General features: G+C 72.0%; 16 protein-coding genes. 6 read left to right on the forward strand and 10 right to left on the reverse strand.

The genetic code is table 11. The features are described 5' to 3' along the window. Window positions 1–27: 27 nt before the first annotated feature. Entirely contained in the window at window positions 28–894 is an 867-nt protein-coding gene (locus tag LNW73_RS28355; RefSeq protein ID WP_138353095.1) for an acyl-CoA thioesterase, read from the reverse strand. A 25-nt stretch (window positions 895–919) separates the two neighbouring features. Next, window positions 920–3,433: a DEAD/DEAH box helicase gene (locus LNW73_RS28360; RefSeq protein ID WP_250991823.1), complete on the reverse strand. Its 2,514-nt coding sequence runs from the start codon at window positions 3,431–3,433 to the stop codon at window positions 920–922. 133 nt (window positions 3,434–3,566) lie between these two features. Between LNW73_RS28360 and LNW73_RS28365 the strand changes: the two genes are divergently transcribed. Beyond that, window positions 3,567–4,361, forward strand: coding sequence for a metal-dependent hydrolase (locus LNW73_RS28365; RefSeq protein ID WP_250991824.1), 795 nt, complete (start codon window positions 3,567–3,569; stop codon window positions 4,359–4,361). 238 nt (window positions 4,362–4,599) lie between these two features. Here the strand turns inward: LNW73_RS28365 and LNW73_RS28370 are convergent, their stop codons facing one another. Continuing rightward, entirely contained in the window at window positions 4,600–6,381 is a 1,782-nt protein-coding gene (locus tag LNW73_RS28370; protein ID WP_250991825.1) for an ABC transporter ATP-binding protein, read from the reverse strand. Further along, window positions 6,378–8,264 (reverse strand): ABC transporter transmembrane domain-containing protein, encoded by a 1,887-nt coding sequence (locus tag LNW73_RS28375; RefSeq protein ID WP_250991826.1) that lies wholly within the window; start codon window positions 8,262–8,264, stop codon window positions 6,378–6,380. The genes LNW73_RS28370 and LNW73_RS28375 overlap by 4 nt, the downstream gene beginning before the upstream one ends. Before the next feature lie 206 nt (window positions 8,265–8,470). Between LNW73_RS28375 and LNW73_RS28380 the strand changes: the two genes are divergently transcribed. The 3 genes from LNW73_RS28380 (at window position 8,471) to mscL (ending at window position 12,652) form a co-directional block, all read left to right on the forward strand. Then, a complete protein-coding gene (locus LNW73_RS28380) occupies window positions 8,471–10,147 on the forward strand; it encodes a peptide-N4-asparagine amidase (protein WP_374118209.1) in 1,677 nt (558 codons plus the stop codon). Between the two features lie 199 nt (window positions 10,148–10,346). Further along, entirely contained in the window at window positions 10,347–12,131 is a 1,785-nt protein-coding gene (locus LNW73_RS28385) for a carbohydrate-binding module family 20 domain-containing protein (RefSeq protein WP_250991827.1), read from the forward strand. Window positions 12,132–12,205: 74 nt separating this feature from the next. Continuing rightward, on the forward strand, window positions 12,206–12,652 hold the full coding sequence (gene mscL, locus LNW73_RS28390; RefSeq protein WP_250991828.1) for a large conductance mechanosensitive channel protein MscL: 447 nt from the start codon (window positions 12,206–12,208) through the stop codon (window positions 12,650–12,652). Window positions 12,653–12,910: 258 nt separating this feature from the next. Here mscL and LNW73_RS28395 read toward each other — a convergent pair whose 3' ends face one another. Further along, entirely contained in the window at window positions 12,911–13,411 is a 501-nt protein-coding gene (locus LNW73_RS28395; RefSeq protein ID WP_250974868.1) for a MarR family winged helix-turn-helix transcriptional regulator, read from the reverse strand. Between the two features lie 149 nt (window positions 13,412–13,560). On the opposite strand from LNW73_RS28395, the gene LNW73_RS28400 reads away from it, so the two are divergent. Next, complete coding sequence (locus tag LNW73_RS28400) at window positions 13,561–15,378, forward strand: ABC transporter ATP-binding protein (RefSeq protein ID WP_250974867.1); 1,818 nt, start codon at window positions 13,561–13,563, stop codon at window positions 15,376–15,378. Window positions 15,379–15,469: 91 nt separating this feature from the next. Then, window positions 15,470–15,856, forward strand: a complete 387-nt coding sequence (locus tag LNW73_RS28405) for a DoxX family protein (protein ID WP_250991829.1) — start codon at window positions 15,470–15,472, stop codon at window positions 15,854–15,856. 26 nt (window positions 15,857–15,882) lie between these two features. On the opposite strand, the gene LNW73_RS28410 is transcribed toward LNW73_RS28405, so the two are convergent. The 5 genes from LNW73_RS28410 to LNW73_RS28430 form a co-directional block, all read right to left on the reverse strand. Further along, a complete protein-coding gene (locus tag LNW73_RS28410) occupies window positions 15,883–16,575 on the reverse strand; it encodes a LutC/YkgG family protein (RefSeq protein WP_250991830.1) in 693 nt (230 codons plus the stop codon). Next, on the reverse strand, window positions 16,572–18,047 hold the full coding sequence (locus LNW73_RS28415) for a lactate utilization protein B (RefSeq protein WP_250991831.1): 1,476 nt from the start codon (window positions 18,045–18,047) through the stop codon (window positions 16,572–16,574). Before LNW73_RS28415 ends, LNW73_RS28410 begins: the two co-directional genes overlap by 4 nt. Then, on the reverse strand, window positions 18,044–18,814 hold the full coding sequence (locus tag LNW73_RS28420) for a (Fe-S)-binding protein (protein WP_250991832.1): 771 nt from the start codon (window positions 18,812–18,814) through the stop codon (window positions 18,044–18,046). Before LNW73_RS28420 ends, LNW73_RS28415 begins: the two co-directional genes overlap by 4 nt. Before the next feature lie 189 nt (window positions 18,815–19,003). Next, the gene (locus LNW73_RS28425; protein ID WP_374118210.1) at window positions 19,004–20,119 is read right to left on the reverse strand and encodes an NAD(P)-binding domain-containing protein; all 1,116 of its coding nucleotides are present in this window, start codon (window positions 20,117–20,119) and stop codon (window positions 19,004–19,006) included. Window positions 20,120–20,163: 44 nt separating this feature from the next. After that, window positions 20,164–21,018, reverse strand: a complete 855-nt coding sequence (locus LNW73_RS28430; RefSeq protein WP_250993066.1) for a glycoside hydrolase family 3 N-terminal domain-containing protein — start codon at window positions 21,016–21,018, stop codon at window positions 20,164–20,166. Window positions 21,019–21,061 lie beyond the last annotated feature (43 nt).

Raw genomic sequence — 21,061 nt, forward strand, 5'->3', positions numbered from 1 at the left:
CGGCCGCCGCCGCAGCGTGGGTGCCGGTCAGCCGCCGATCTTGCGGAAGAGCCCTTCCTGCATCACGGAGACCAGCAGCCGGCCCGAGCGGTCGTAGATCTGGCCACGGGCCAGGCCGCGGGCGCCGGTCGCGATCGGGGACTCCTGCTCGTAGAGGAACCACTCGTCGGTGCGGAAGGGGCGGTGGAACCACATCGCGTGGTCGAGGGAGGCCATGTCGAAGCCGCGAGGGCCCCACAGCGGTTCGACCGGTACCCGCACCGCGTCGAGCAGCATCATGTCGCTCGCGTACGTGAGCGCGCAGGTGTGCACCAGCGGATCGTCGCCCAGCGGTCCCACCGCGCGCATCCACACCGCGCTGCGCGGCTCGGCGCCCTCGATCTCCTCGGGCGTCCAGCGCAACCGCTCGACGTAACGGATGTCGAACGGCTGGCGGCGGGCCATCCGCTCCAGAGACTCGGGCAGTACCCCCAGGTGCTCGCGCAGCTCGTCGCCCAGCTTCGGCAGGCTCTCGGGCTCGGGCACATCCGGCATCGGGATCTGGTGCTCGAACCCCGGTTCCGGCTGATGGAAGGAGGCGGTCAGATTGAAGATCGTGCGACCCTGCTGGATCGCCACCACCCGCCGGGTGGTGAACGACCGGCCGTCACGCACCCGTTCGACCTGGTACACGATCGGCACGCCCGGGCGGCCGGGCCGCAGGAAGTACGCGTGCAGCGAGTGCACCGGCCGCTCGCCGTCCGTGGTGCGGCCGGCCGCGACCAGTGCCTGGCCCGCGACCTGCCCGCCGAACACCCGCTGCAGCCGCTCCTCGGGGCTGCGGCCGCGGAAGATGTTCTCCTCGATCCGCTCCAGGTCGAGCAGATCCACCAGCCGCTCGGCGGGGTTGGTCATCGGAACTCCCTCGTGTCGTGCCCGGTCACAGCTCGCCGACGGTCGTCACACGGATGATCGCCCGGCCCTCTTCGTCGGAGGCTGCCAGATCGACCTCGGCGGAGATACCCCAGCCATGATCGCCGTTGGGGTCCGCGAACGTCTGGCGGACCCGCCAGAGCGAGTGCTCCGGCTGCTCCTCGATCTGCAGCAGCTTCGGGCCGCGGGCGTCGGGACCGGTGCCCAGGTCGTCGTACTCGTCCCAGTACGCGTCCATCGCCTCGGCCCACGCGTCGGCGTCCCAGCCCGACTCGGCGTCCAGCTCGGCCAGCACGTTGTACTTCTCCAGCGCCGCCAGCTCCACCCGGCGGAACATGGCGTTGCGCACCAGCACCCGGAAAGCACGGGCGTTGGCGGTGACCGGCTTGACCTGGTCGGCCCGTTCCGCGGCCTGTTCTGCCGTCTCGACCTCGGGGTTGGCGAGCTGCTCCCACTCGTCCAGCAGGCTGGAGTCGACCTGGCGCACCAGTTCGCCGAGCCACGCGGTCAGGTCCTGGAGGTCCTCGGACTTCAGGTCGTCCGGGACGGTGTGTTCCAGCGCCTTGTACGCGCCCGCCAGGTAGCGCAGCACGATCCCCTCGGTGCGGGCCAGTTCGTAGTGCGAGGTGAACTCGGAGAACGTCATGGCGCGCTCGTACATGTCGCGCACGATCGACTTGGGGGACAGCGGGTGGTCACCGACCCAGGGGTGGCTCTGCCGGTAGATGCCGTAGGCGTGGGAGAGCAGTTCCTCCAGCGGCTTGGGGTAGGTGACCTCCTGCAGCCGCTCCATCCGCTCCTCGTACTCGACCCCGTCGGCCTTCATCAGCCCGATCGCCTCACCGCGCGCCTTGTTCTGCTGCGCGGCCAGGATCTGGCGGGGGTCGTCGAGCGTGGACTCGACGACGGAGACCATGTCCAGGGCGTACGACGGCGACTCCTTGTCGAGCAGCTCGAAGGAGGCCAGCGCGAACGTGGACAGCGGCTGGTTCAGCGCGAAGTCCGACTGGAGGTCGACGGTGAGCCGGACGATGCGGCCCTCCGCGTCCGGCTCGGCCAGCCGCTCCACGACGCCGCCCGCCTCGAGGGAACGGTAGATGGCGATGGCCCGCCGGATGTGCCGCAGCTGGTTGCGCCGCGACTCGTGGTTGTCCTCCAGCAGGTGCCGCATCGCCTCGAAGGCGTTGCCCGGCCGGGCGATCACCGACAGCAGCATGGTGTGGGTGACCCGGAAGCGGGAGGTGAGCGGCTCGGGGTCGGAGGCGATCAGCTTCTCGAAGGTCGCGTCGGACCAGTTGACGAAGCCCTCCGGTGCCTTCTTGCGGACCACCTTGCGGAGCTTCTTCGGGTCGTCCCCGGCCTTGGCGACGGCCTTCTTGTTCTCGATGACGTGCTCGGGCGCCTGCGCGACGACGAAGCCCGCGGTGTCGAACCCGGCGCGGCCGGCCCGCCCGGCGATCTGGTGGAACTCCCGGGCCCGCAGGGTGCGGACCCGTGTGCCGTCGTACTTCGTCAGGGCGGTGAACAGCACGGTCCTGATCGGCACGTTGACGCCGACACCGAGGGTGTCCGTACCGCAGATGACCTTCAGCAGGCCCGCCTGCGCGAGCTTCTCCACCAGCCGCCGGTACTTCGGCAGCATGCCGGCGTGGTGCACGCCGATGCCGTGCCGGACGAACCGGGAGAGGTTACGGCCGAAGGTGGTGGTGAAGCGGAAACTGCCGATCAGCTCGGCGATGGCGTCCTTCTCGGCGCGGGTGCACATGTTGATGCTCATCAGCGCCTGCGCCCGCTCGACGGCCGCCGCCTGGGTGAAGTGCACGATGTAGACGGGCGACTGCCGGGTCTCCAGCAGTTCCGTCAGCGTCTCCGTCAGTGGTGTCGTCACGTACTCGTAGGAGAGCGGCACCGGCCGGGTCACGGAGCGCACGACGGTCGTCGGGCGTCCCGTGCGGCGGGTGAGGTCCTCCTCGAAGCGGGACATGTCGCCGAGGGTCGCGGACATCAGCACGAACTGGGCCTGCGGCAGCTCCAGCAGCGGGATCTGCCAGGCCCAGCCGCGGTCCGGCTCCGCGTAGAAGTGGAACTCGTCCATGACGACCTGGCCGACATCGGCGTTCCGGCCGTCGCGCAGCGCTATCGAGGCGAGCACCTCGGCCGTGCAGCAGATGACCGGCGCGTCCGAGTTCACCGAGGCGTCACCGGTCAGCATGCCGACGTTCTCGGTGCCGAAGAGCTTGCAGAGGTCGAAGAACTTCTCCGACACCAGCGCCTTGATCGGAGCGGTGTAGAAGGTGACCTGGTCCTTCGCCAGCGCGGCGAAGTGTGCCCCCGCCGCGACCAGGCTCTTCCCGGAGCCGGTGGGCGTCGACAGGATCACGTTCGCCCCGGAGACGACCTCGATCAGCGCCTCCTCCTGAGCGGGGTAGAGCGTGATGCCCTGGCTCTCCGCCCAGGTCGAGAAGGCTTCGTACAGGGCATCGGGGTCGGCCTCGGGAGGCAGCTGATCAATGAGGGTCACCCCACCATCTTGCCTGGCTTCGGGCCCCGCGGCGGAACCGGCGGTATTACGGAAGATCGCCAACGGTATGGTGTGCCGTCGACTGGGCGTCAACTCCGCCTGCGGGCGGGCCGAAAGGGGCGGGGCACCACACATGATGGGACCGGCACATTCACTTTCCGGAGCGGCGGCATGGCTGGGGGTGGGAGCGGGCGCGGCCGCGCTCGACCACCCCATGCCGTGGCCGACGCTTGTCGTCGGCGCCCTGATCTGCGCCGGCGCCGCTCTCGCTCCGGACCTGGACCACAAGGCGGCGACCATATCGCGCGCCTTCGGGCCCATCTCCAAAGCCTTGTGCGAGATCATCGACAAGCTGTCCTACGCCACCTACAAGGCCACCCGTATGAAGGGCGACCCGCGCCGTACCGGCGGCCACCGCACCCTGACGCACACCTGGCTGTGGGCCGCCCTGATCGGCGGCGGCTGCTCGGCGGCGGCGCTCTTCGGCGGGCGCTGGGCGGTGCTCGGCATCCTCTTCGTCCATATGGTGCTGGCCGTCGAGGGCCTGCTGTGGCGCCAGGCCCGTGCCTCCAGCGATGTGCTGGTCTGGCTCCTCGGGGCGACCGGCGCCTGGGTCCTGGCCGATGTCCTGGACGACCCGGGCAACGGCAAGGACTGGCTCTTCACCGAGCCGGGCCAGCACTATCTGTGGATCGGCATCCCGATCGTGCTGGGCTCGCTCGTGCACTGCATCGGCGACGCCCTGACCGTGTCCGGCTGCCCGATCCTGTGGCCCATCCCGATAGGCCGCAAGCGCTGGTACCCGATGGGGCCGCCGAAGTTCATGCGGTTCCGGGCCGGAAGCTGGGTCGAGATCAAGGTGCTCACACCGGCCTTCTTCGTCCTGGGCGGCGTCGGGGCGCTGGGCGCCCTGGGCATCCTCGGCTGACGCCCCCGGTTCCGTGTCCGCCGCCGGACAGGCGGCGGGCACGGAACCCGGGAACGGGAGGCGCCGCGCTGCTCCTAGGGCGTGTCCGGTCGATCATGGGCGGCCCAGGCGTCGTCTGGTGCGGTGCCTCGCAAGGCGCCGGAGCGCCCGCATACCGGTTGTATTCGGGCGTTTCGGCAACGCCGCGAGGGGCCGTGCCAGGCGGCGAAGGGGCCGTTCGTGATCGGCCGGACAGGCCCTAGCCGTGCCAGGAGCGCCACAGGGCCGCGTACGCCCCGTCCGCCGCGACCAGCTGGTCATGGCTGCCCAGCTCGCTGATCCGGCCCTCCTCGACGACCGCGATGACATCCGCGTCGTGCGCGGTGTGCAGCCGGTGCGCGATCGCGATCACGGTTCGGCCCTCCAGCACCCGTGCCAGCGAACGCTCCAGATGCCGGGCGGCCCGCGGGTCGAGCAGCGAGGTCGCCTCGTCCAGCACCAGGGTGTGCGGATCGGCGAGCACCAGCCGGGCCAGGGCCACCTGCTGGGCCTGGGCCGGGGTGAGGGCGGAGCCACCGGAGCCGACCTCGGTCTCCAGACCGTCGTCCAGCGCCCGTGCCCAGCCGTCGGCGTCCACCGAGACCAGCGCGTCCCACAGCTCGGGATCGTCGGCCCCGGACCGGGCCAGCCGCAGATTGTCCCGCAGCGAGCCGACGAAGACGTGGTGCTCCTGGTTGACCAGCGCCACATGCCGCCGTACCCGCTCGGCCGGCATCCGGGCCAGCTCGGCCCCGCCGAGCGTCACCTCGCCGGTCCGCGGCGCGTAGATCCCGGCGAGCAGCCGCCCGAGGGTGGACTTGCCCGCCCCGGAAGGCCCGACCAGCGCCAGCCGGGTGCCCGGCCGCAGCCGCAGCGACACCCCGTGCAGCACGTCGCTGCCCTCCCGGTAGCCGAAGCGCACCTCGTCGGCGTGCATGTCTCGGCCGTCCGGGACGACCCGCTCGTCCGACTGGTGCTCCTCGACCTCGCGGACCCCGACCAGCCGGGCCAGCGACACCTGGGCGACCTGCAGCTCGTCGTACCAGCGCAGGATCAGGTTGACGGGGTCGACGAGCATCTGGGCGTAGAGCGCCCCGGTGGTCAGTTCGCCGACCGACACCCAGCCGTGCAGCGCGAAGGTCCCGCCGATCATCAGCACCGACGCCAGGATCAGGGTGTGCGTCAGGTTGATCACCGGGAAGAGCACGCTGCGCAGCCACATCGTGTAGCGCTCCCAGCCGACCCAGATCCTGATCCGCTCGTCGGATTCCGTGATCCGGCGGGCACCCAGCCCGTGTGCCTCGATGGTCCGGCCAGCGTCGACCGACTCGGCGAGCGAGGCGGCGACGGCCGCGTACCCGGCGGCCTCGGAGCGGTAGCCGGCGGGCGCGCGCCGGAAGTACCAGCGGCAGCCGACCAGCAGCAGCGGCAGGGCGACCAGCACCGACAGCGCCAGCGGAGGAGAGGTGACGGCGAGCGCGCCGAGCAGCAGCGCGGCCCACACCACGGCGATGGCCAGCTGCGGCACGGCCTCGCGCATGGCGTTCGACAGCCGGTCGATGTCGGTGGTGATCCGGGAGAGCAGATCGCCGGTACCGGCCCGCTCCAGGACACCGGGCGGCAGCCCGACCGACCGGACGAGGAAGTCCTCGCGCAGGTCGGCCAGCATCCGCTCGCCGAGGATCGCGCCGCGCAGCCGCACCAGCCGGACGAATCCGGCCTGGACGGCGAGCGCGGCGAGGAAGAGCCCGACCGTGAGCTCCAGATGCAGCTCCCGGCGCCCGGCCGACAGGTCCTCGACGAGCTGCCCCAGCAGGAACGGCCCGACCATGGAGGCGACCACGGCGACCGTGTTCACGGCGACGAGCAGGATGAAGGCACCACGGTGGCGGCGCGCCAGCTCGGTCACGTAGGTGCGTACGGTGGCCGGCGAACCGACCGGCAGCGTCGTCGTCTGCTGCGGCGCGTCCGGATCGTGCTCCGGCGGCTTCACGCCGATCATGCGGATTCCTCGATCCTGGTGTTCTCCGCGGCCCCGGACGGGACCACGGACGGGCCTTCAGCGCTGACGGCGGCCGTGACGCCGCCGGTCACAACGGCGGCCACACCGGCCGGTTCCTCGGTCTCGCGGGTGACCACGGCGCGGTACTGCTGGTCGGCGCGCAGCAGCTCGTGGTGGGTCCCGGTGGCTGCCACCGAACCGTCGGCGATGAAGACCACCAGGTCGCAGCGGTCGAGCAGCAGCGGGCTCGAGGTGAACACCACTGTGGTGCGGTCCGCCCTGATCTCCTTGAGGCCGCGCGCGATCCGGGCCTCGGTGTGCGAGTCGACAGCCGACGTCGGCTCGTCCAGCACCAGCGCCTCCGGGTCCGCGACCAGCGATCTGGCCAGGGCCAGCCGCTGGCGCTGGCCGCCCGACAGGGAGCGTCCGCGCTCGGTGATCCGGGTCCGCATGGGATCACCGGAGTCGTCCACCGAGGCCTGGGCGAGCGCCTGCAGAACGTCCCCGCACTGGGCGGCCGTCAGGGCGTCGGTGGCGGAAACGTTGCCGGAGGACGGTACGTCGAGCAGCTCGTGCAGGGTGCCGGAGAGCAGCACCGGGTCCTTGTCCTGCACCAGGACGGCGGCGCGCGCCGCCGCCAGCGGCAGCTCGTCCAGCGCCGTGCCGCCCAGCAGGACCGAGGACTGGCCGGCCACCCGGTCCGGGCTGTGCCCGCCGAGCCGGTCGGCGAGCCGCCCGGCCGCGTCCGGGTCCCCGTAGACGACCGCCGTCAGCCGCCCGGCCGGAGCGAGCAGACCGGTCTCCGGGTCGTACAGATCACCGGAAGGAGACACACCGGGCGAAGGCGAAGGAGCTGAAGTAAGTGATGGAGCCGTATCCGGCTCCACGCCCCGCACCAGTGCCAGCACCCGCGCCGCGCGCTTCGCCGACGGCCGGGAGAAGGACCACGCCATCGCGATCTCCTCGAAGTGCCGCAGCGGGAACATCAGGAAGGCGACGGTCCCGTACACGGTCACCAGCTCGCCGACCGAGATCCGGCCGTCCAGCGCGAGGACCGCCCCGTACCAGGCCACCCCCACCAGCAGCAGTCCCGGCAGGACCACCTGGACGGCGCTGATCAGCGCCCACATCCGGGCACTGTGCACGGCGGCCGTACGGACCTCCTGCGAGGCCTTGCGGTACCGGTCGAGGAAGAGCTCCTCGCCGCCGATACCGCGCAGCACCCGAAGACCCGCGACGGTGTCGGAGGCCAGCTCCGTGGCCTTGCCGGCCTTCTCCCGCTGGACGTCGGCGCGCTTGGTCGCGGCCGGCAGCAGCGGCAGCACGGCGAGGGCCAGGACGGGGATGGCGGCGGCCACCATGAGGCCGAGTTCCGGCTGGTAGAAGGCGAGGGCCACCGCGATGCCGATGGTGGCGAGGAAGGCGGAGGTGAAGCGGGCGAACGCCTCCACGAACCAGCCGATCTTCTCGACGTCGCCCGCGCCGACGGTGACGATCTCGCCGGCCGCGACCTGCCGGGTGAGCACCGAGCCCAGTTCGACGGTCTTGCGGCTCAGCAGCTGCTGGACGCGGGCGGCGGCGGTGATCCAGTTGGTCACCGCGGTGCGGTGCAGCATGGTGTCGCCGAGCGCGCTGAGTCCGCCGAGCGCCAGCATCAGCCCACCGGACAGCGCCAGCCGCCGGCCGGAATGGTCGACGACCGCCTGCACGGCCAGGCCGACGGCGGCCGGGAACAGCGCGATGGACGCCATCAGCAGAGTGCCCCACGCGGCGGCCGTGAGCTGCCCGCGCAGCTGGCGTTTCTCCAGCCAGAGCAGGAAACGGAACCCCGATCTGACGTCGGGGACACCGGGGTCCTGGAAGGGGAGTTGGCGAAGCGACATGACGTCCCGAGATGCTCTGGAGTGGGGTGCGAAGACGTGCAAGGTTCGCGTCACCACACGTACCGGGTCAACCGATTTACGGCCGCCGCGCCCGGAATGGGCCGGTATCGAGCCAAGGTCGCCGGCGGGACCGGCGCGCCCTCGAGGCGGTCTGTCGCCCGGCGCGCGACCGGGCCAAGCTGTGCGCTGTACTTCGTGGTCATCGCATGACGAGGAGGCACCACCGCGTGGGAAGACGGATACTCGCGGCGCTCGCCGCGGCAGTGGGGTTCGCGCTTTTCGCGGGCCCGGCCGCCGCGGCCACCACCGCGCCCCCGGCAGAGTTCGGCACCGACTGGCACGACCCCCTGACGGCCGCCCCGCCCATCGCGACCCCCGGTGGCCCGTCCTGCACCACCCAGATCGTGGCGGCGCAGTTCAGGGACTTCACGCCGTACACGAGCACCTACACCCCGCCGCGCGGTTGCGGTGACCGCTGGAGCAAGGTCGTGCTGCGGCTGGACGGCAAGGTCGCCGGGCGGCAGTACGACCGGCTGGGCTATCTGCGGATCGGCGGGGTGGAGGTGCTGGACACCTCGACCCCCGAACCGTCGCCCGAGGGCATCGCCTGGAAGGTCGAGAAGGACGTCACGCGGTACGCGGCCGTGCTGCGCGGCCCGCAGCCGGTCGAGATGCTCATCGGCAACGTCGTCGACGACACGTACACCGGCGTGATCGACGTCAAGGTCTCGCTGACGTTCTACCCGGCCCGCGGAGCGGGCGGCGGGGACCCGGCGGGAGGCGCGCCCGACCAGGTGCTGACTCTGGCCGGTTCGCACAGTGAGGGCACGGCGCTCGTCGGCGACCTCACCACGCCGCGCAACAGCGAGCGCATCGTCGCCGAGGTGTACGCCACCGGATCGGGTGGCGGCTGCGAGGAGTTCTGGTACCTGGCGGTGCCCGCCGACGTGCCGTACTCCTGCCAGGCCGGTGGCCCCTACCGGGAGGTGCAGCTGCGGGTGGACGGTCAGCTGGCGGGCATCGCCGCGCCGTTCCCGACCGTGTGGACCGGCGGCTGGTCGAACCCCTTCCTCTGGTACGTGATCCCGGGCCCGCGCGCCTTCGACGTCAAGCCCGTCGAGTACGACCTGACGCCGTACGCAGGCCTGCTCAACGACGGGAAGGCGCACCGCGTCGAGGTCTCGGTGCTGGGTGTGCCCGCGGGCCAGAGCGGCTGGAGCGTGCCGACGAACGTGCTGGTCTGGCAGGACGGGCACCGCGCTCATGTGCCGGGCGCGCTGACCGCGCACCAGGAGAGCACCCCGGCCACCTCGACGTCCTACGTGCCCGGGGACGAACGCGCCCTGGACGCGACCGGCAGCCACAGCCTGACGGTCTCCGGCTATGTCGACACGTCGCACGGCCGCGTCGCCACCACCGTCCGCCGCGCGCTGTCCGCCACCTCCACCCACCGGTGGAACGCCGACGAGAGCACCGACGCGCTCACCGCCCGGTGGACCGACGACGCGACGGTGACCACGGCCGGCCGCGGCCCGGCCACCAGCACCGCGGTGCGCCGTGCGTACACGATGAACGGCCGTACGTCGGTCGGCGCGGCCGACCGGCTGCGTACGGTGATGCTGCTCGGCGACCGCGCCGACACCGTCGTGACACGCGGGGGCCGGACCGTCGGCCGGTCGCTGCTGGACGACGTCTACCAGGGCGACGCGTCGTTCACCCTCAATGTGCCGCGCGAGCAGCGGCACGCCACCGGCACCTCGTCCGAGCACTACCGGATGCTCGGCTCCGACGGTCCCGGTGCTCCCGAAGGTCCTGGCGGTTGCTACGACCGCCGGATCGCGACCGCGCAGGGCGCGCTGACGGAGGACCGCACGCTGCGCTGAACCGGCGTCCGCGGGCATCTGGAAGAGGTTTCAGCAAGTAGTTGAAAATGTTTCCACCGGTCTCTTGACGTGCTCACAGCCACGGCGGGAAGCTCTCGGCGGAACCCCGTGGGACGCGGGGTTCCGCACCCCCACCCGGCGGCTTGGCGCGGGCTGCCTTCGAGGGCACAGCTGTGTCCGCACTCCGGAGGAGCCGCTCATGCGATCCCGCACATCCCGGGTACCCCGAACACCCCTGCCATCCCCGTCATCTCCGCGATCCCGGACCTCCCGCCGATCCCGGGCCCTGCGCGGCGCGCTCGCCGCACTGCTCGCCGCGACCGGCCTCACCGTCGCCGCCCAGCAGCCGGCGCAGGCGACCCCGCCGGGCGGCAAGGACGTCACCGCCACCCTCTTCGAGTGGCGCTTCGACTCCGTCGCCAAGGCGTGCACCGACACCCTCGGTCCGGCCGGCTACGGCTTCGTGGAGGTCTCCCCGGCCCAGGAGCAGATCCAGGGCGCCCAGTGGTGGACCTCGTACCAGCCGGTCAGCTACAAGATCGCCGGACGGCTCGGTGACAGCACCGCGTTCCAGCACATGGTGGCGACCTGCCACGCCGCGGGCGTCAAGGTCATCGCCGACGCGGTGATCAACCACATGGCGGCCGGCTCCGGCACCGGGACCGGCGGCACGAACTACTCGAAGTACAACTACCCCGGCTACTACCAGGACCAGGACTTCCACTCCTGCCGCAGCAACATCACCGACTACGCCGACCGGAACAACGTCCAGAACTGCGAGCTCGTCGGGCTCGCGGATCTCAACACCGGCAGCGACTACGTCCGTTCCACGATCGCCGGCTATCTCAACAACCTGATCTCGCTGGGCGCCGACGGCTTCCGGATCGACGCGGCCAAGCACATCGCCGCGGGCGACCTCGCCGCCATCAAGTCCAAGCTCAGCAACCCGGGCGTCTACTGGGCGCAGGAGGTCATCTACGGGGCCGGCGAGGCGGTGCAGCCGGGCGAGTACACCGGCACCGGGGACGTGGACGAGTTCCGCGCCGCCACCGACCTCAAGCGGATCTTCACCAGCGAGAAGCTGTCGTCCCTGAGCAACTGGGGTGCCTCCTGGGGCTATCTGCCCAGCGCCAACGCACGGACCTTCACCGACAACTGGGACACCGAGCGCAACGGCTCGACCCTCAACTACAAGGCGGGCGCCACCTACACCCTCGCCAACGTCTACCTGCTGGCCTGGCCCTACGGCTCGCCGAACGTCTACTCCGGCTACGAGTTCTCGGACAACGACGCCGGCCCGCCCAACGGCGGCACCGTCAACGCCTGCTACGCCGACGGGTGGAAGTGCCAGCACGCCTGGCCGCAGATCGCCGGCATGGTCGGCTTCCGCAACGCCGTCTCCGGCACCGCGGTGACCAACTGGTGGTCCAACGGGAACAACGCCATCGCGTTCGGCCGCGGCAGCAAGGGCTTCGTCGCGATCAACCACGAGAGCGGCGCGCTCACCCAGAGCTACACCACGTCACTGCCGGCGGGCAGCTACTGCGACGTCCAGCACTCCGGGACCAGCTACACCGTCGGCTCCGACGGCCGGTTCACGGCCACCATCGGCTCCAACGACGCCGTGGCGCTCTACACGGGGGCGACCTGCGCCGGCGGCGGCACGGGCGGCGGGGGGACCACCGACCCGGCCTCCGGCGCGTCCTTCGCGGTGAACGCCACGACCACGCCCGGCCAGAACATCTACGTCACCGGCAACAACGCCACCCTCGGGAACTGGGACACCGGCAAGGCCCTGCCGCTCTCGTCGGCCGCGTACCCGGTGTGGAAGCTCGACGTCGCGATGGCCGCGGGCACGTCCTTCGAGTACAAGTACCTACGCAAGGACGCCGCCGGGAACGCGACCTGGGAGACCGGCGCCAACCGGACCGCCACGGTGCCCGCGAGCGGAAAGGTGTCACTCGGCGACAACTGGCGCGGGTGATGGTGGGCGGGCGGCCAGGATCAGGGGAGACTGGCACATTCCAGTTTCGTGATCACAGAGGGGATTCCTGAGTTATGAAGGGCTTTCGTACGTTCCTGCTCCGCGGCAACGTCGTCGAACTCGCGGTCGGCATCGTGGTCGGTGCGGCCTTCACCGCGCTGGTCAGCGGCTTCGTGAAGGCGTTCCTGACCCCGATCGTCGGGCTCATGTCGGGAGCTTCCGGCGACTACTCCCGCAAGGCGTTCACCGTCTCGGGAGTGACCTTCCCGTACGGCGCCTTCATCGACGCGACGATCAGCTTCGTGATCGTCGCCTCGGTGATCTACTTCCTGGTCATCCTGCCGATGAACCGGATGCAGGAGCGGTTCTTCCCGAAGGCCGCCGCGGCTCCGATGCGTGAGTGCCCGGAGTGCCTGACCCCGATACCCCAGGCCGCCCGCCGGTGCAGCGCCTGCACCGCGGAGGTCCAGCAGGCGCCCTCCGAGAACGGCGCCGGCCACCGCATGCCCTCCCAGCGCTAGGCCGTGTCTGACAAATCCCGCCTGGCCCGGGACGTCTGGCACGCACGCTCGCTGCGTTGTCGGGCTCATCCACGTACCCCGGTACGAGGACGACCCTCCGCCTTGCGATCGCACGCACCAGACGCCCCGGGCCCCGCCCTCCGGGCGGCCGCCGCCATTTGTCAGACACGGCCTAGCGGTCGCCGGCGGTTCGCGGTTCCTCCCGGCGGAGGGAACGCCGCCGCGTGAGTTCCACCACGACGCCCCCTCGGGCGCGCTTCAGCAGCGCTGCCGAGGGGGCGCCGCCGCGTCCAGGGTGGCGAGCAGTGCGGTCAGCGCCTCGCGCTGGGTGTCGTCCAGCGGGGCGAGGAGGTCCTCGGCGGCGGCCCGGCGGGCCAGCCGCAGGCGGTGCAGCGTGGCGCCGCCGGCCTCGGTCAGCTCGATGCGGATCACCCGGCGGCTGGCGGGGTCGGGAATCCTGCGCACCAGCTCGTGCGCCTCCAGCGCGTCCACCAGCGTCGTCACCGCACGCGGCACGACGTCCAGCCGCCGGGCCAGGTCGGCCATCCGCGGCGGTGCCTCACTGTGCGCGACGGTCCGCAGCAGCCGGGACTGGGCCGGGGTGATGCCGAGCGGCTCCAGGTGCCGGCGCTGGGCCCGGTGGAGCCGCTTGGTCAGTTGGAGCAGCTGGTCGGCGAGCCGGCCGGTGGTCTCGGCGGCGGCCGACTCCGCCGCCGTCTCGACGGCGGGTTCTGGCGCGGTGGTGGTGCGGGGATCCATGGCCCAAGGATATCAGGATGTAAGTCATTGTGAACATAGGTAACAATGACTTACACTCCTAAAGTCGGCCCGGCGGTCCTGTGCGGGCACGGTTCCGACACCGCCGGCCGTACCGGCAGCCGACCTCCAGCAACCTCCCGAGGAGCCCTTTGCACCCCGACAAAACACGGTGGACGCCACCGCCCAAGGACCCCGACACACCCACCGACGTACGCCGCATCGTGCGGCTCTTCCGTCCCTACCGCGGCAAGCTCGCCTTCGTCGGCGTGCTGGTCGCCCTCTCCTCCCTCGTCTCGGTCGCCTCGCCCTTCCTGCTGAAGGCGATCCTGGACACCGCGATCCCGCAGGGCCGCACCGGGCTGCTCAGCCTGCTCGCCCTCGGCATGATCGCCACCGCCGTCGTCACCAGCGTCTTCGGCGTGCTGCAGACCCTGATCTCGACCACCGTCGGCCAGCGCGTCATGCACGATCTGCGCACCTCGGTCTACGAGCAGCTGCAGCGCATGTCGCTCGCCTTCTTCACCAGGACCCGCACCGGCGAGGTGCAGTCCCGTATCGCCAACGACATCGGCGGCATGCAGGCGACCGTGACGTCCACCGCGACCTCGCTGGTCTCCAACCTCACCGCCGTCATCGCCTCCGTGGTCGCGATGCTCGCCCTGGATTGGCGGCTGACGATCGTCTCGCTGCTGCTGCTCCCGGTCTTCGTGTGGATCAGCCGCCGGGTCGGCCGTGAGCGCAAGAAGATCACCACCCAGCGGCAGAAGCAGATGGCCTCCATGTCGGCCATCGTCACCGAGTCGCTGTCCGTCAGCGGCATCCTGCTCGGCCGCACCATGGGCCGCTCCGACTCACTGACCCGCTCCTTCTCCGACGAGTCCGAGCAGCTGGTCGACCTCGAGGTGCGCTCCAACATGGCCGGACGGTGGCGGATGTCCACCATCGGCATCGTCATGGCCGCCATGCCCGCGCTGCTGTACTGGGCCGCCGGCCTGACCATGAGCAACGGCGGGCCCGCCATCTCCATCGGTACCCTCGTCGCCTTCGTCTCGCTCCAGCAGGGCCTGTTCCGCCCGACCGTGAGCCTGCTGTCGACCGGTGTCCAGGTGCAGACCTCGCTGGCGCTCTTCCAGCGCATCTTCGAATACCTCGACCTGCCCGTCGACATCACCGAGCGCGCCGACCCGGTCCGGATGGACCGCGCCCGCGGCGACGTCCGCTTCGAGAACGTCGACTTCTCGTACGACCCCTCCGGCGCCCCCCGCACGCTGCACGGCATCGACCTCGCCGTACCGGCCGGCGGCAGCCTGGCCATCGTCGGTTCGACGGGTTCCGGCAAGAGCACGCTCAGCTATCTGGTGCCCCGGCTCTACGACGTGACGGGCGGCCGGGTGACGATCGACGGTGTCGACGTCCGCGACCTCGCCTTCGACACGCTCGCCGAATCGGTCGGCGTCGTCGCCCAGGAGACCTACCTCTTCCACGCCTCGGTCGCCGAGAACCTGCGCTTCGCCAAGCCCGACGCGACCGACGAGGACATCGTCGCCGCCGCGAAGGCCGCCCAGATCCACGACCACATCGCCGGTCTCCCCGACGGCTACGACACCCTCGTCGGCGAACGCGGCTACCGCTTCTCCGGCGGCGAGAAGCAGCGTCTGGCCATCGCGCGCACGATCCTGCGCGACCCGCCGGTCCTCATCCTGGACGAGGCCACCAGCGCGCTCGACACCCGCACGGAACAGGCCGTCCAGGAAGCCATCGACGCGCTGTCCGCCGGCCGCACCACCATCACCATTGCCCACCGGCTCTCCACCGTCCGTGACGCCGACGAGATCGTGGTCCTCGACGCGGGCCGGATCGCCGAACGCGGCACCCACGACGAGCTGCTGGCACGCGACGGCCGCTACGCGGCACTGGTCCGCCGCGACGAGCGGCTCTCCACCGCGGAATTCGCCAAGACCGCGTGACCGTACGGGGCTTCCGCCGGAACTTACTCACGGGTAAGGTGGCGGCGACCCGCCCGGCGGGGATGTGTCGCCCCTTCACCGGAGGTGCCCGTTGGCCGCCCATGAGCGCTCCGCACGACTCCTCGTCGGGCTTCTCGCCGGCGGGGCCGCGGCCCATTTCCTGATCCCCAAGTTGTTCGACGCGACCATCCCGCGCGCACTGCCGGGCACACCGCGCAGCTGGACCTACGGCAGCGCGGTCGTGGAACTCGCGGTGGCCGGCGCCGTCGCCGTTCCCGCCACCCGCCGGATCGGCGGTCTGCTTGCCGCGGGGCTGCTCACCGCCGTCTTCCCGGCCAATGTGAAGATGGCCTACGACTGGCGCGACCGCCCGGCGCCGCTGAGGAACGCGGCCCTGGCGCGGCTGCCGGTCCAGGTGCCGCTGGTGCTGTGGGCGCTGCGGGTCAGCCGTCAGGCGGCACCGCACCGCCAGGGCTGACCGCGCCGGTCTCCCGGATCAGCCGCTCACCGCGCTGACGCGTCCACCAGGATCACTTCCAGCGTGCGCGGGCCGTGCACGCCCTCCACCCGGTCGAGCTCGATGTCGCTGGTGGCGGAGGGCCCGGAGATCCAGGTCAGCGGGCGGGCGGGATCGAGGCGTTCCATCGCTTCGGGGATCGAGTCGACGATCTGGCCGGGAGCCAGGACCACGCAGATGTGATGGTCCGGCACGAGCGTGATGCGGCGCCGGCCCTGGCCTTCGGAGCCGTCCAGCACGATGGTGCCGGTCTCCGCGACGGCCACGGCGCAGCCGGTCACCACGCTGTCCACCGCGTCGAGCTCACGCGCCGTCAGGGCGAGGGTGTCCGCGACGAGTTCCACTCCGGAGACGGCGGAGAGCCAGCCGTCGGGCAGACCGTCGGGGACGACGGCGGAGCGGGCGCCGCGCTTGGCGAGCAGCGTGGCGATCAGCGCCGGGAGCCCGCCGGCCGGGCACCGGTGGACCAGCGCGCGGTAGTCCGTGAGGTGGACGGCCAGCAGGTCGGCGGTCTGCTCCGGGGTCCGGTCCCCGTGCACCCGCAGATAGTCGCGGTCCAGCGGGACGCTGCCCGGGAGCTCGTCGCGCGGCACATCGGCCAGCGCGCGGCGGATCCGTCCGAGGACCCGCTCCCGGCTGCTCGCACCGCTTGGCCGGCTCTCAGGCTTGGGGTGGCTCATGTGTTCTTTCCTTCTCCCCGGGTGCGCTGCCACCAGTCACGGAACGATTCGGCGGGCACGGCCGGCAGCTCGCGGGTGGCGGACCAGGCCCGCCCCGGGCCCGGCAGCCGCGCCGGGTGCAGCCGCCGCGTGCGGGCGGCCAGCCGCTGGCCGGCGCGGAGCGCGGCCGGATGGTCGAGCGTCCAGCGGGCGGCGCGCATCGCGGCCCGCTCGGCGGCGTGCCCCCTGGCCGGCTTGATGACGGCCCGGGTGCCGCGCAGCGTCACCGCTCCGCCCTCGACCACCCGTTCCCGCAGGTGGACCAGGACTTCGGGGATGTCGATCGCGACCGGGCAGACCTCGTAGCAGGCGCCGCACAGCGTCGACGCGTACGGCAGCGAGGCGTCCAGCGCCGAGGCCGTCCCGCGCAGTTGCGGGGTGAGGATGGCGCCGATCGGTCCGGGGTAGGCCGAGCCGTACGCATGGCCGCCGGCCCGCTCGTAGACCGGGCAGACGTTCAGACAGGCGGAGCAGCGGATGCAGCGCAGCGCCTGGCGGCCGACGGTGTCGGCGAGGGTGTCGGTGCGGCCGTTGTCGAGCAGCACCAGGTGGAACGTCTGCGGTCCGTCGCCCTCGGTGGTGCCGGTCCAGGTCGAGGTGTACGGGTTCATCCGCTCGGCGGTCGAGGAGCGGGGCAGCGTCTGGAGGTAGATCTCCAGGTCTTGCCAGGTGGGGATGGTCTTCTCGATGCCGACGACCGAGATGAGGGTCTCGGGCAGGGTCAGGCACATCCGGCCGTTCCCCTCGGACTCCAGGACGACGAGGGTGCCGGTCTCGGCCACCATGAAGTTCGCGCCGGAGATGGCGACCTTGGCCCGCAGGAACTTCTCCCGCAGGTGCAGCCGGGCCGCGTCGGCGAGGTCGGCGGGCTCGTCGGACAGCCCGGCGGGCGCCGCCCGGCCCCAGTCGCCCATCCGCTCGGTGAAGATGTCGCGGATCTCGGACCGGTTCTTGTGGATCGCGGGGACCAGGATGTGCGACGGGAGATCGTCGCCGAGCTGCACGATCAGTTCGGCGAGGTCCGTCTCGTAGGCGTGGATGCCGGCCTCGGCGAGGGCCTCGTTGAGCCCGATCTCCTGGGTGGCCATCGACTTGACCTTGACGACCTCGGTCTCGCCGGTGGCGCGGACGAGGTCGGTCACGATCCGGTTGGCCTCCGCGGCGTCGGCCGCCCAGTGGACCACGCCGCCCGCGGCCGTGACCGCCGTCTCCAACTGCTCCAGATAGTGGTCGAGATGGCGCAGCGTGCGGTCCTTGACGGCGGCGCCGGCGGCCCGCAGCTGCGGCCAGTCCGCCAGTTCGGCCACCGCCACGGCGCGTTTGGCGCGGATGGTGTGCGTCGCATGCCGCAGATTGCCGCGCAGCTGGGTGTCCTGGGTGGACTGCGCGGCGGCCTCCGGGAAGGCCGGCATCCCCAGATACGTGCCGCTCATCGGACCTCTTCCATCGGGTAGGGGTGCTCCTCCGTCGCGGCGAGGATCTCGGCGATGTGCACCGGCCGGACCGGCGAGCCCTCCCGGGCCAGCGTGCCGCCGATGTGCATCAGACAGGAGTTGTCGACGGTGCAGACCGCGGCCGCCCCGGTCCCGGCGATGTGCCGGGTCTTGTCCGCGCCCATCGCGCCGGACACCGCCGCGTTCTTGACGGCGAAGGTGCCGCCGAAGCCGCAGCACTCCTCCGCGCCCTCCAGCTCGCGCAGCCGCAGACCTCCGACCTTCTCCAGCAGGGCGAGCGGGCGCCGCCCGAGCCCCAGCACCCGCAGCCCGTGGCAGGTGGGGTGGTAGGTGACCGTGTGCGGGAAGTACGCCCCGACGTCGGTCACCTTCAACACGTCCACCAGGAACTCCGTGAGTTCGTACGTCCTGGGCACCACGGACGCGGCCGCTTCCGCGAGGCTGTCGCCGCGCCCCTCGGCGGCGGCCTTCGCCCCGATCCGCGGATAGTTCTCGCGCACCATCGCCACACAGGACCCCGACGGGGTCACGATGTAGTCGTATCCCTCGAAGGCGGCCGCGTACCGGTGTACCAGCGGCTCGGTCTCATGCCGGTAGCCGGTGTTGAACTGGGGCTGTCCGCAGCAGGTCTGCGCCGGCGGAAAGTCGACGTCCACGCCCAGCCGTTCGAGCAGCGCCACGGTGGCCCGCCCGGTGTCCGGGTAGAGCATGTCGTTCACGCAGGTGACGAAGAGGGCTACGCGCATGGGCTCATACTGCCGTAGCGCAGGAGCCGTGGGAAGCAGACATCGGATGTTTTCTGGTGTGCCGTGCTCCGGCGACCTCGTAGCGCCCAGGGGGCAGCCGTAGTGAGGGCGCCGGGGAAGGCGGGGAGCTCCCGCCGCGAGCGCGAGTTGACCATGGGCGGAAGGTTAGCGCTCCCCGCGGCCGGCCGTTCAGCGCGCGAGGGCGGGGGACCGTACGGCGGCGGGCTCCTCCGGTCCGCGGGCGAGGAGTTCGCGGATCTCGCGGACCGCGGTGCGCCCCGCCCGGTTGGCGCCGATGGTGCTGGCGGAGGGCCCGTAGCCGATGAGGTGGATGCGGGGGTCCTTGGCGACGCGGGTGCTGCCGTCCAGCCGGATGCCGCCGCCGGGCTCGCGCAGCCGCAGCGGCGCGAGGTGGTCGAGGGCGGCGCGGAAGCCGGTGGCCCACAGGATGACGTCGGCGGCCAGCTCGCGGCCGTCGTTCCAGGCCACGCCGTGTTCGGTGACGCGGTCGAACGCCGGCAGCGGGTCGAGGATCCCGCGCGCCTGCGCGGCGCGGACCGCCTCGGTCGCCGCCAGGCCGGTGACGCTGACCACGCTCTGCGGCGGCAGCCCGGCCCTGACCCGCTCCTCGACGAGGGCGATCGCGGCGCGTCCCCAGTCCTCGTCGAACGGCTGCTCGCGGAAGAGCGGCGGACGGCGGGTGACCCAGGTGGTCTCGGCGACCTCGGCGAGTTCCATCAGCAGCTGCACGGCGGAGGTCCCGCCGCCGACCACGATCACCCGGCGGCCGGCGAACTCCGCCGCACCCCGGTAGCCGGCGGTGTGCAGCTGACGGCCGAGGAAGGTCTCCTGGCCGGGGTAGTGCGGGATGAACGGGCGGTCCCAGGTGCCGGAGGCGTTGATCAGCGCGCGGGCGGACCACGCGCCGGCGTCCGTCTCGACGAGCAGTCGTCCGCCGCCCCCCTCGCGGACCGCCGACACGTTCACCGGGCGGTGGACGCGCAGGTCGAAGGTGCGCTCGTAACGGTCGAAGTACTCGGAGACCACCTCGGCGGAGGGCCGGGCCGGGTCGGCGCCCTCCAGCGGAAGCCCTGGCAGGTCGTGGACGCCGTGGGCCTTGGCGTAGGTGAGCGAGGGCCAGCGGAACTGCCACGCGCCGCCGGGGCCGGGGGAGTGGTCCAGGACGGCGAAGCCCTCGTCCGGACGGAGTCCGGCGCGGCCGAGGAAGTACGCGCCCGACAGGCCCGCCTGCCCGGCCCCGATGACGGCGACGTCGACCTCGTGCACTCCGCTCAAGTCGTTCACGGTTCTACCAACCCCGGGCGGCACGGAAAGCTTCCCGTGAGGCGTCAGCGGTGAGTGGCGGCAGCGCGCGCCGAGACGGGGGCCGAGGCGGGACCCGGAACAGGGGCCGAGGCGGGACCCGGAACAGGGGTCGAGGCGGGACCCGAAACGGGGGCCGAAGAGTGGGCGGCGGCCTGCTCCGTGGCCGCCGGTGCCGGCATCCGCGGTTCCGACGCCCAGCGCCGCAGCCGGGCCACCCGCTCGGCGGCCTCCTCCAGGCGGTCGGGTGCGAGGTCCCCGTCGGCCACCGCGCGGGCGGCAGCGGTGTGGATCGCCTCGCGCACCCCCGCGCCGCACGCCGGGCCGAGCTGGACCAGGTCGACCCCGGCGATCCAGGCCAGCACGGCCGCGCCCGGCACGCCCCAGCCGTTGACGATCGACGGGGCGTCGAGGGTGTCGCTGACCACCACCCCGCCGTACCCGAGGTCGCCGCGCAGCACGCCCGTCACGGCCTGGGCGCTGAGGGTCGCCGGGAGGCCGTCGCCGCCCGGAACGGGGGTCCGTCCGGCGGTGATCGCCCGGACTCCGGCGGCGGCGCCTTCGGCGAACGGCCGCAGCGGGCCCTCTCCGGTGAAGGGGCCGAGGGCCGCGGCGACCCCGTGCGCCTGCAGATCGGTCACGAAGACGCGGGTCTCGTCGGCGCGCAGCGCCGGCCGGACGCCGAGATGGAAGTTGGCCCCCAGGCCCACCAGTTCGGCGGCCGCCGAACTGCCGCTGCCACCGGTTCCGGAATCGTTTCCGCGAGGGCTCGGGGTCCCGCCCGGGCGGCCGGTGAGGCCGTCGGGGAGCCGCTCGTGCAGCGCGTCCGTGATCCGGCGGGAGGCGTCCGGAGTGTCCGCGTAGGCGACCACTCCCGGCATTCCCCGGTCGAGCCCGAGCCGTATCCAGTCCGGCAGCCGCTCG

Source organism: Streptomyces sp. RKAG337, assembly GCF_023701715.1.
Lineage (GTDB): Bacteria > Actinomycetota > Actinomycetes > Streptomycetales > Streptomycetaceae > Actinacidiphila.

What these genes read in the sequence shown, in the direction of transcription:
- LNW73_RS28355 (WP_138353095.1), bottom strand. Translation starts at nt 894, where the DNA reads ATGACCAACCCCGCCGAGCGGCTGGTGGATCTGCTCGACCTGGAGCGG.
- LNW73_RS28365 (WP_250991824.1), top strand. Translation starts at nt 3,567, where the DNA reads ATGATGGGACCGGCACATTCACTTTCCGGAGCGGCGGCATGGCTGGGG.
- LNW73_RS28370 (WP_250991825.1), bottom strand. Translation starts at nt 6,381, where the DNA reads ATGATCGGCGTGAAGCCGCCGGAGCACGATCCGGACGCGCCGCAGCAG.
- LNW73_RS28375 (WP_250991826.1), bottom strand. Translation starts at nt 8,264, where the DNA reads ATGTCGCTTCGCCAACTCCCCTTCCAGGACCCCGGTGTCCCCGACGTC.
- LNW73_RS28380 (WP_374118209.1), top strand. Translation starts at nt 8,471, where the DNA reads ATGACGAGGAGGCACCACCGCGTGGGAAGACGGATACTCGCGGCGCTC.
- LNW73_RS28385 (WP_250991827.1), top strand. Translation starts at nt 10,347, where the DNA reads ATGCGATCCCGCACATCCCGGGTACCCCGAACACCCCTGCCATCCCCG.
- mscL (WP_250991828.1), top strand. Translation starts at nt 12,206, where the DNA reads ATGAAGGGCTTTCGTACGTTCCTGCTCCGCGGCAACGTCGTCGAACTC.
- LNW73_RS28395 (WP_250974868.1), bottom strand. Translation starts at nt 13,411, where the DNA reads ATGGATCCCCGCACCACCACCGCGCCAGAACCCGCCGTCGAGACGGCG.
- LNW73_RS28410 (WP_250991830.1), bottom strand. Translation starts at nt 16,575, where the DNA reads ATGAGCCACCCCAAGCCTGAGAGCCGGCCAAGCGGTGCGAGCAGCCGG.
- LNW73_RS28415 (WP_250991831.1), bottom strand. Translation starts at nt 18,047, where the DNA reads ATGAGCGGCACGTATCTGGGGATGCCGGCCTTCCCGGAGGCCGCCGCG.
- LNW73_RS28420 (WP_250991832.1), bottom strand. Translation starts at nt 18,814, where the DNA reads ATGCGCGTAGCCCTCTTCGTCACCTGCGTGAACGACATGCTCTACCCG.
- LNW73_RS28430 (WP_250993066.1), bottom strand. Translation starts at nt 21,018, where the DNA reads ATGCCGGGAGTGGTCGCCTACGCGGACACTCCGGACGCCTCCCGCCGG.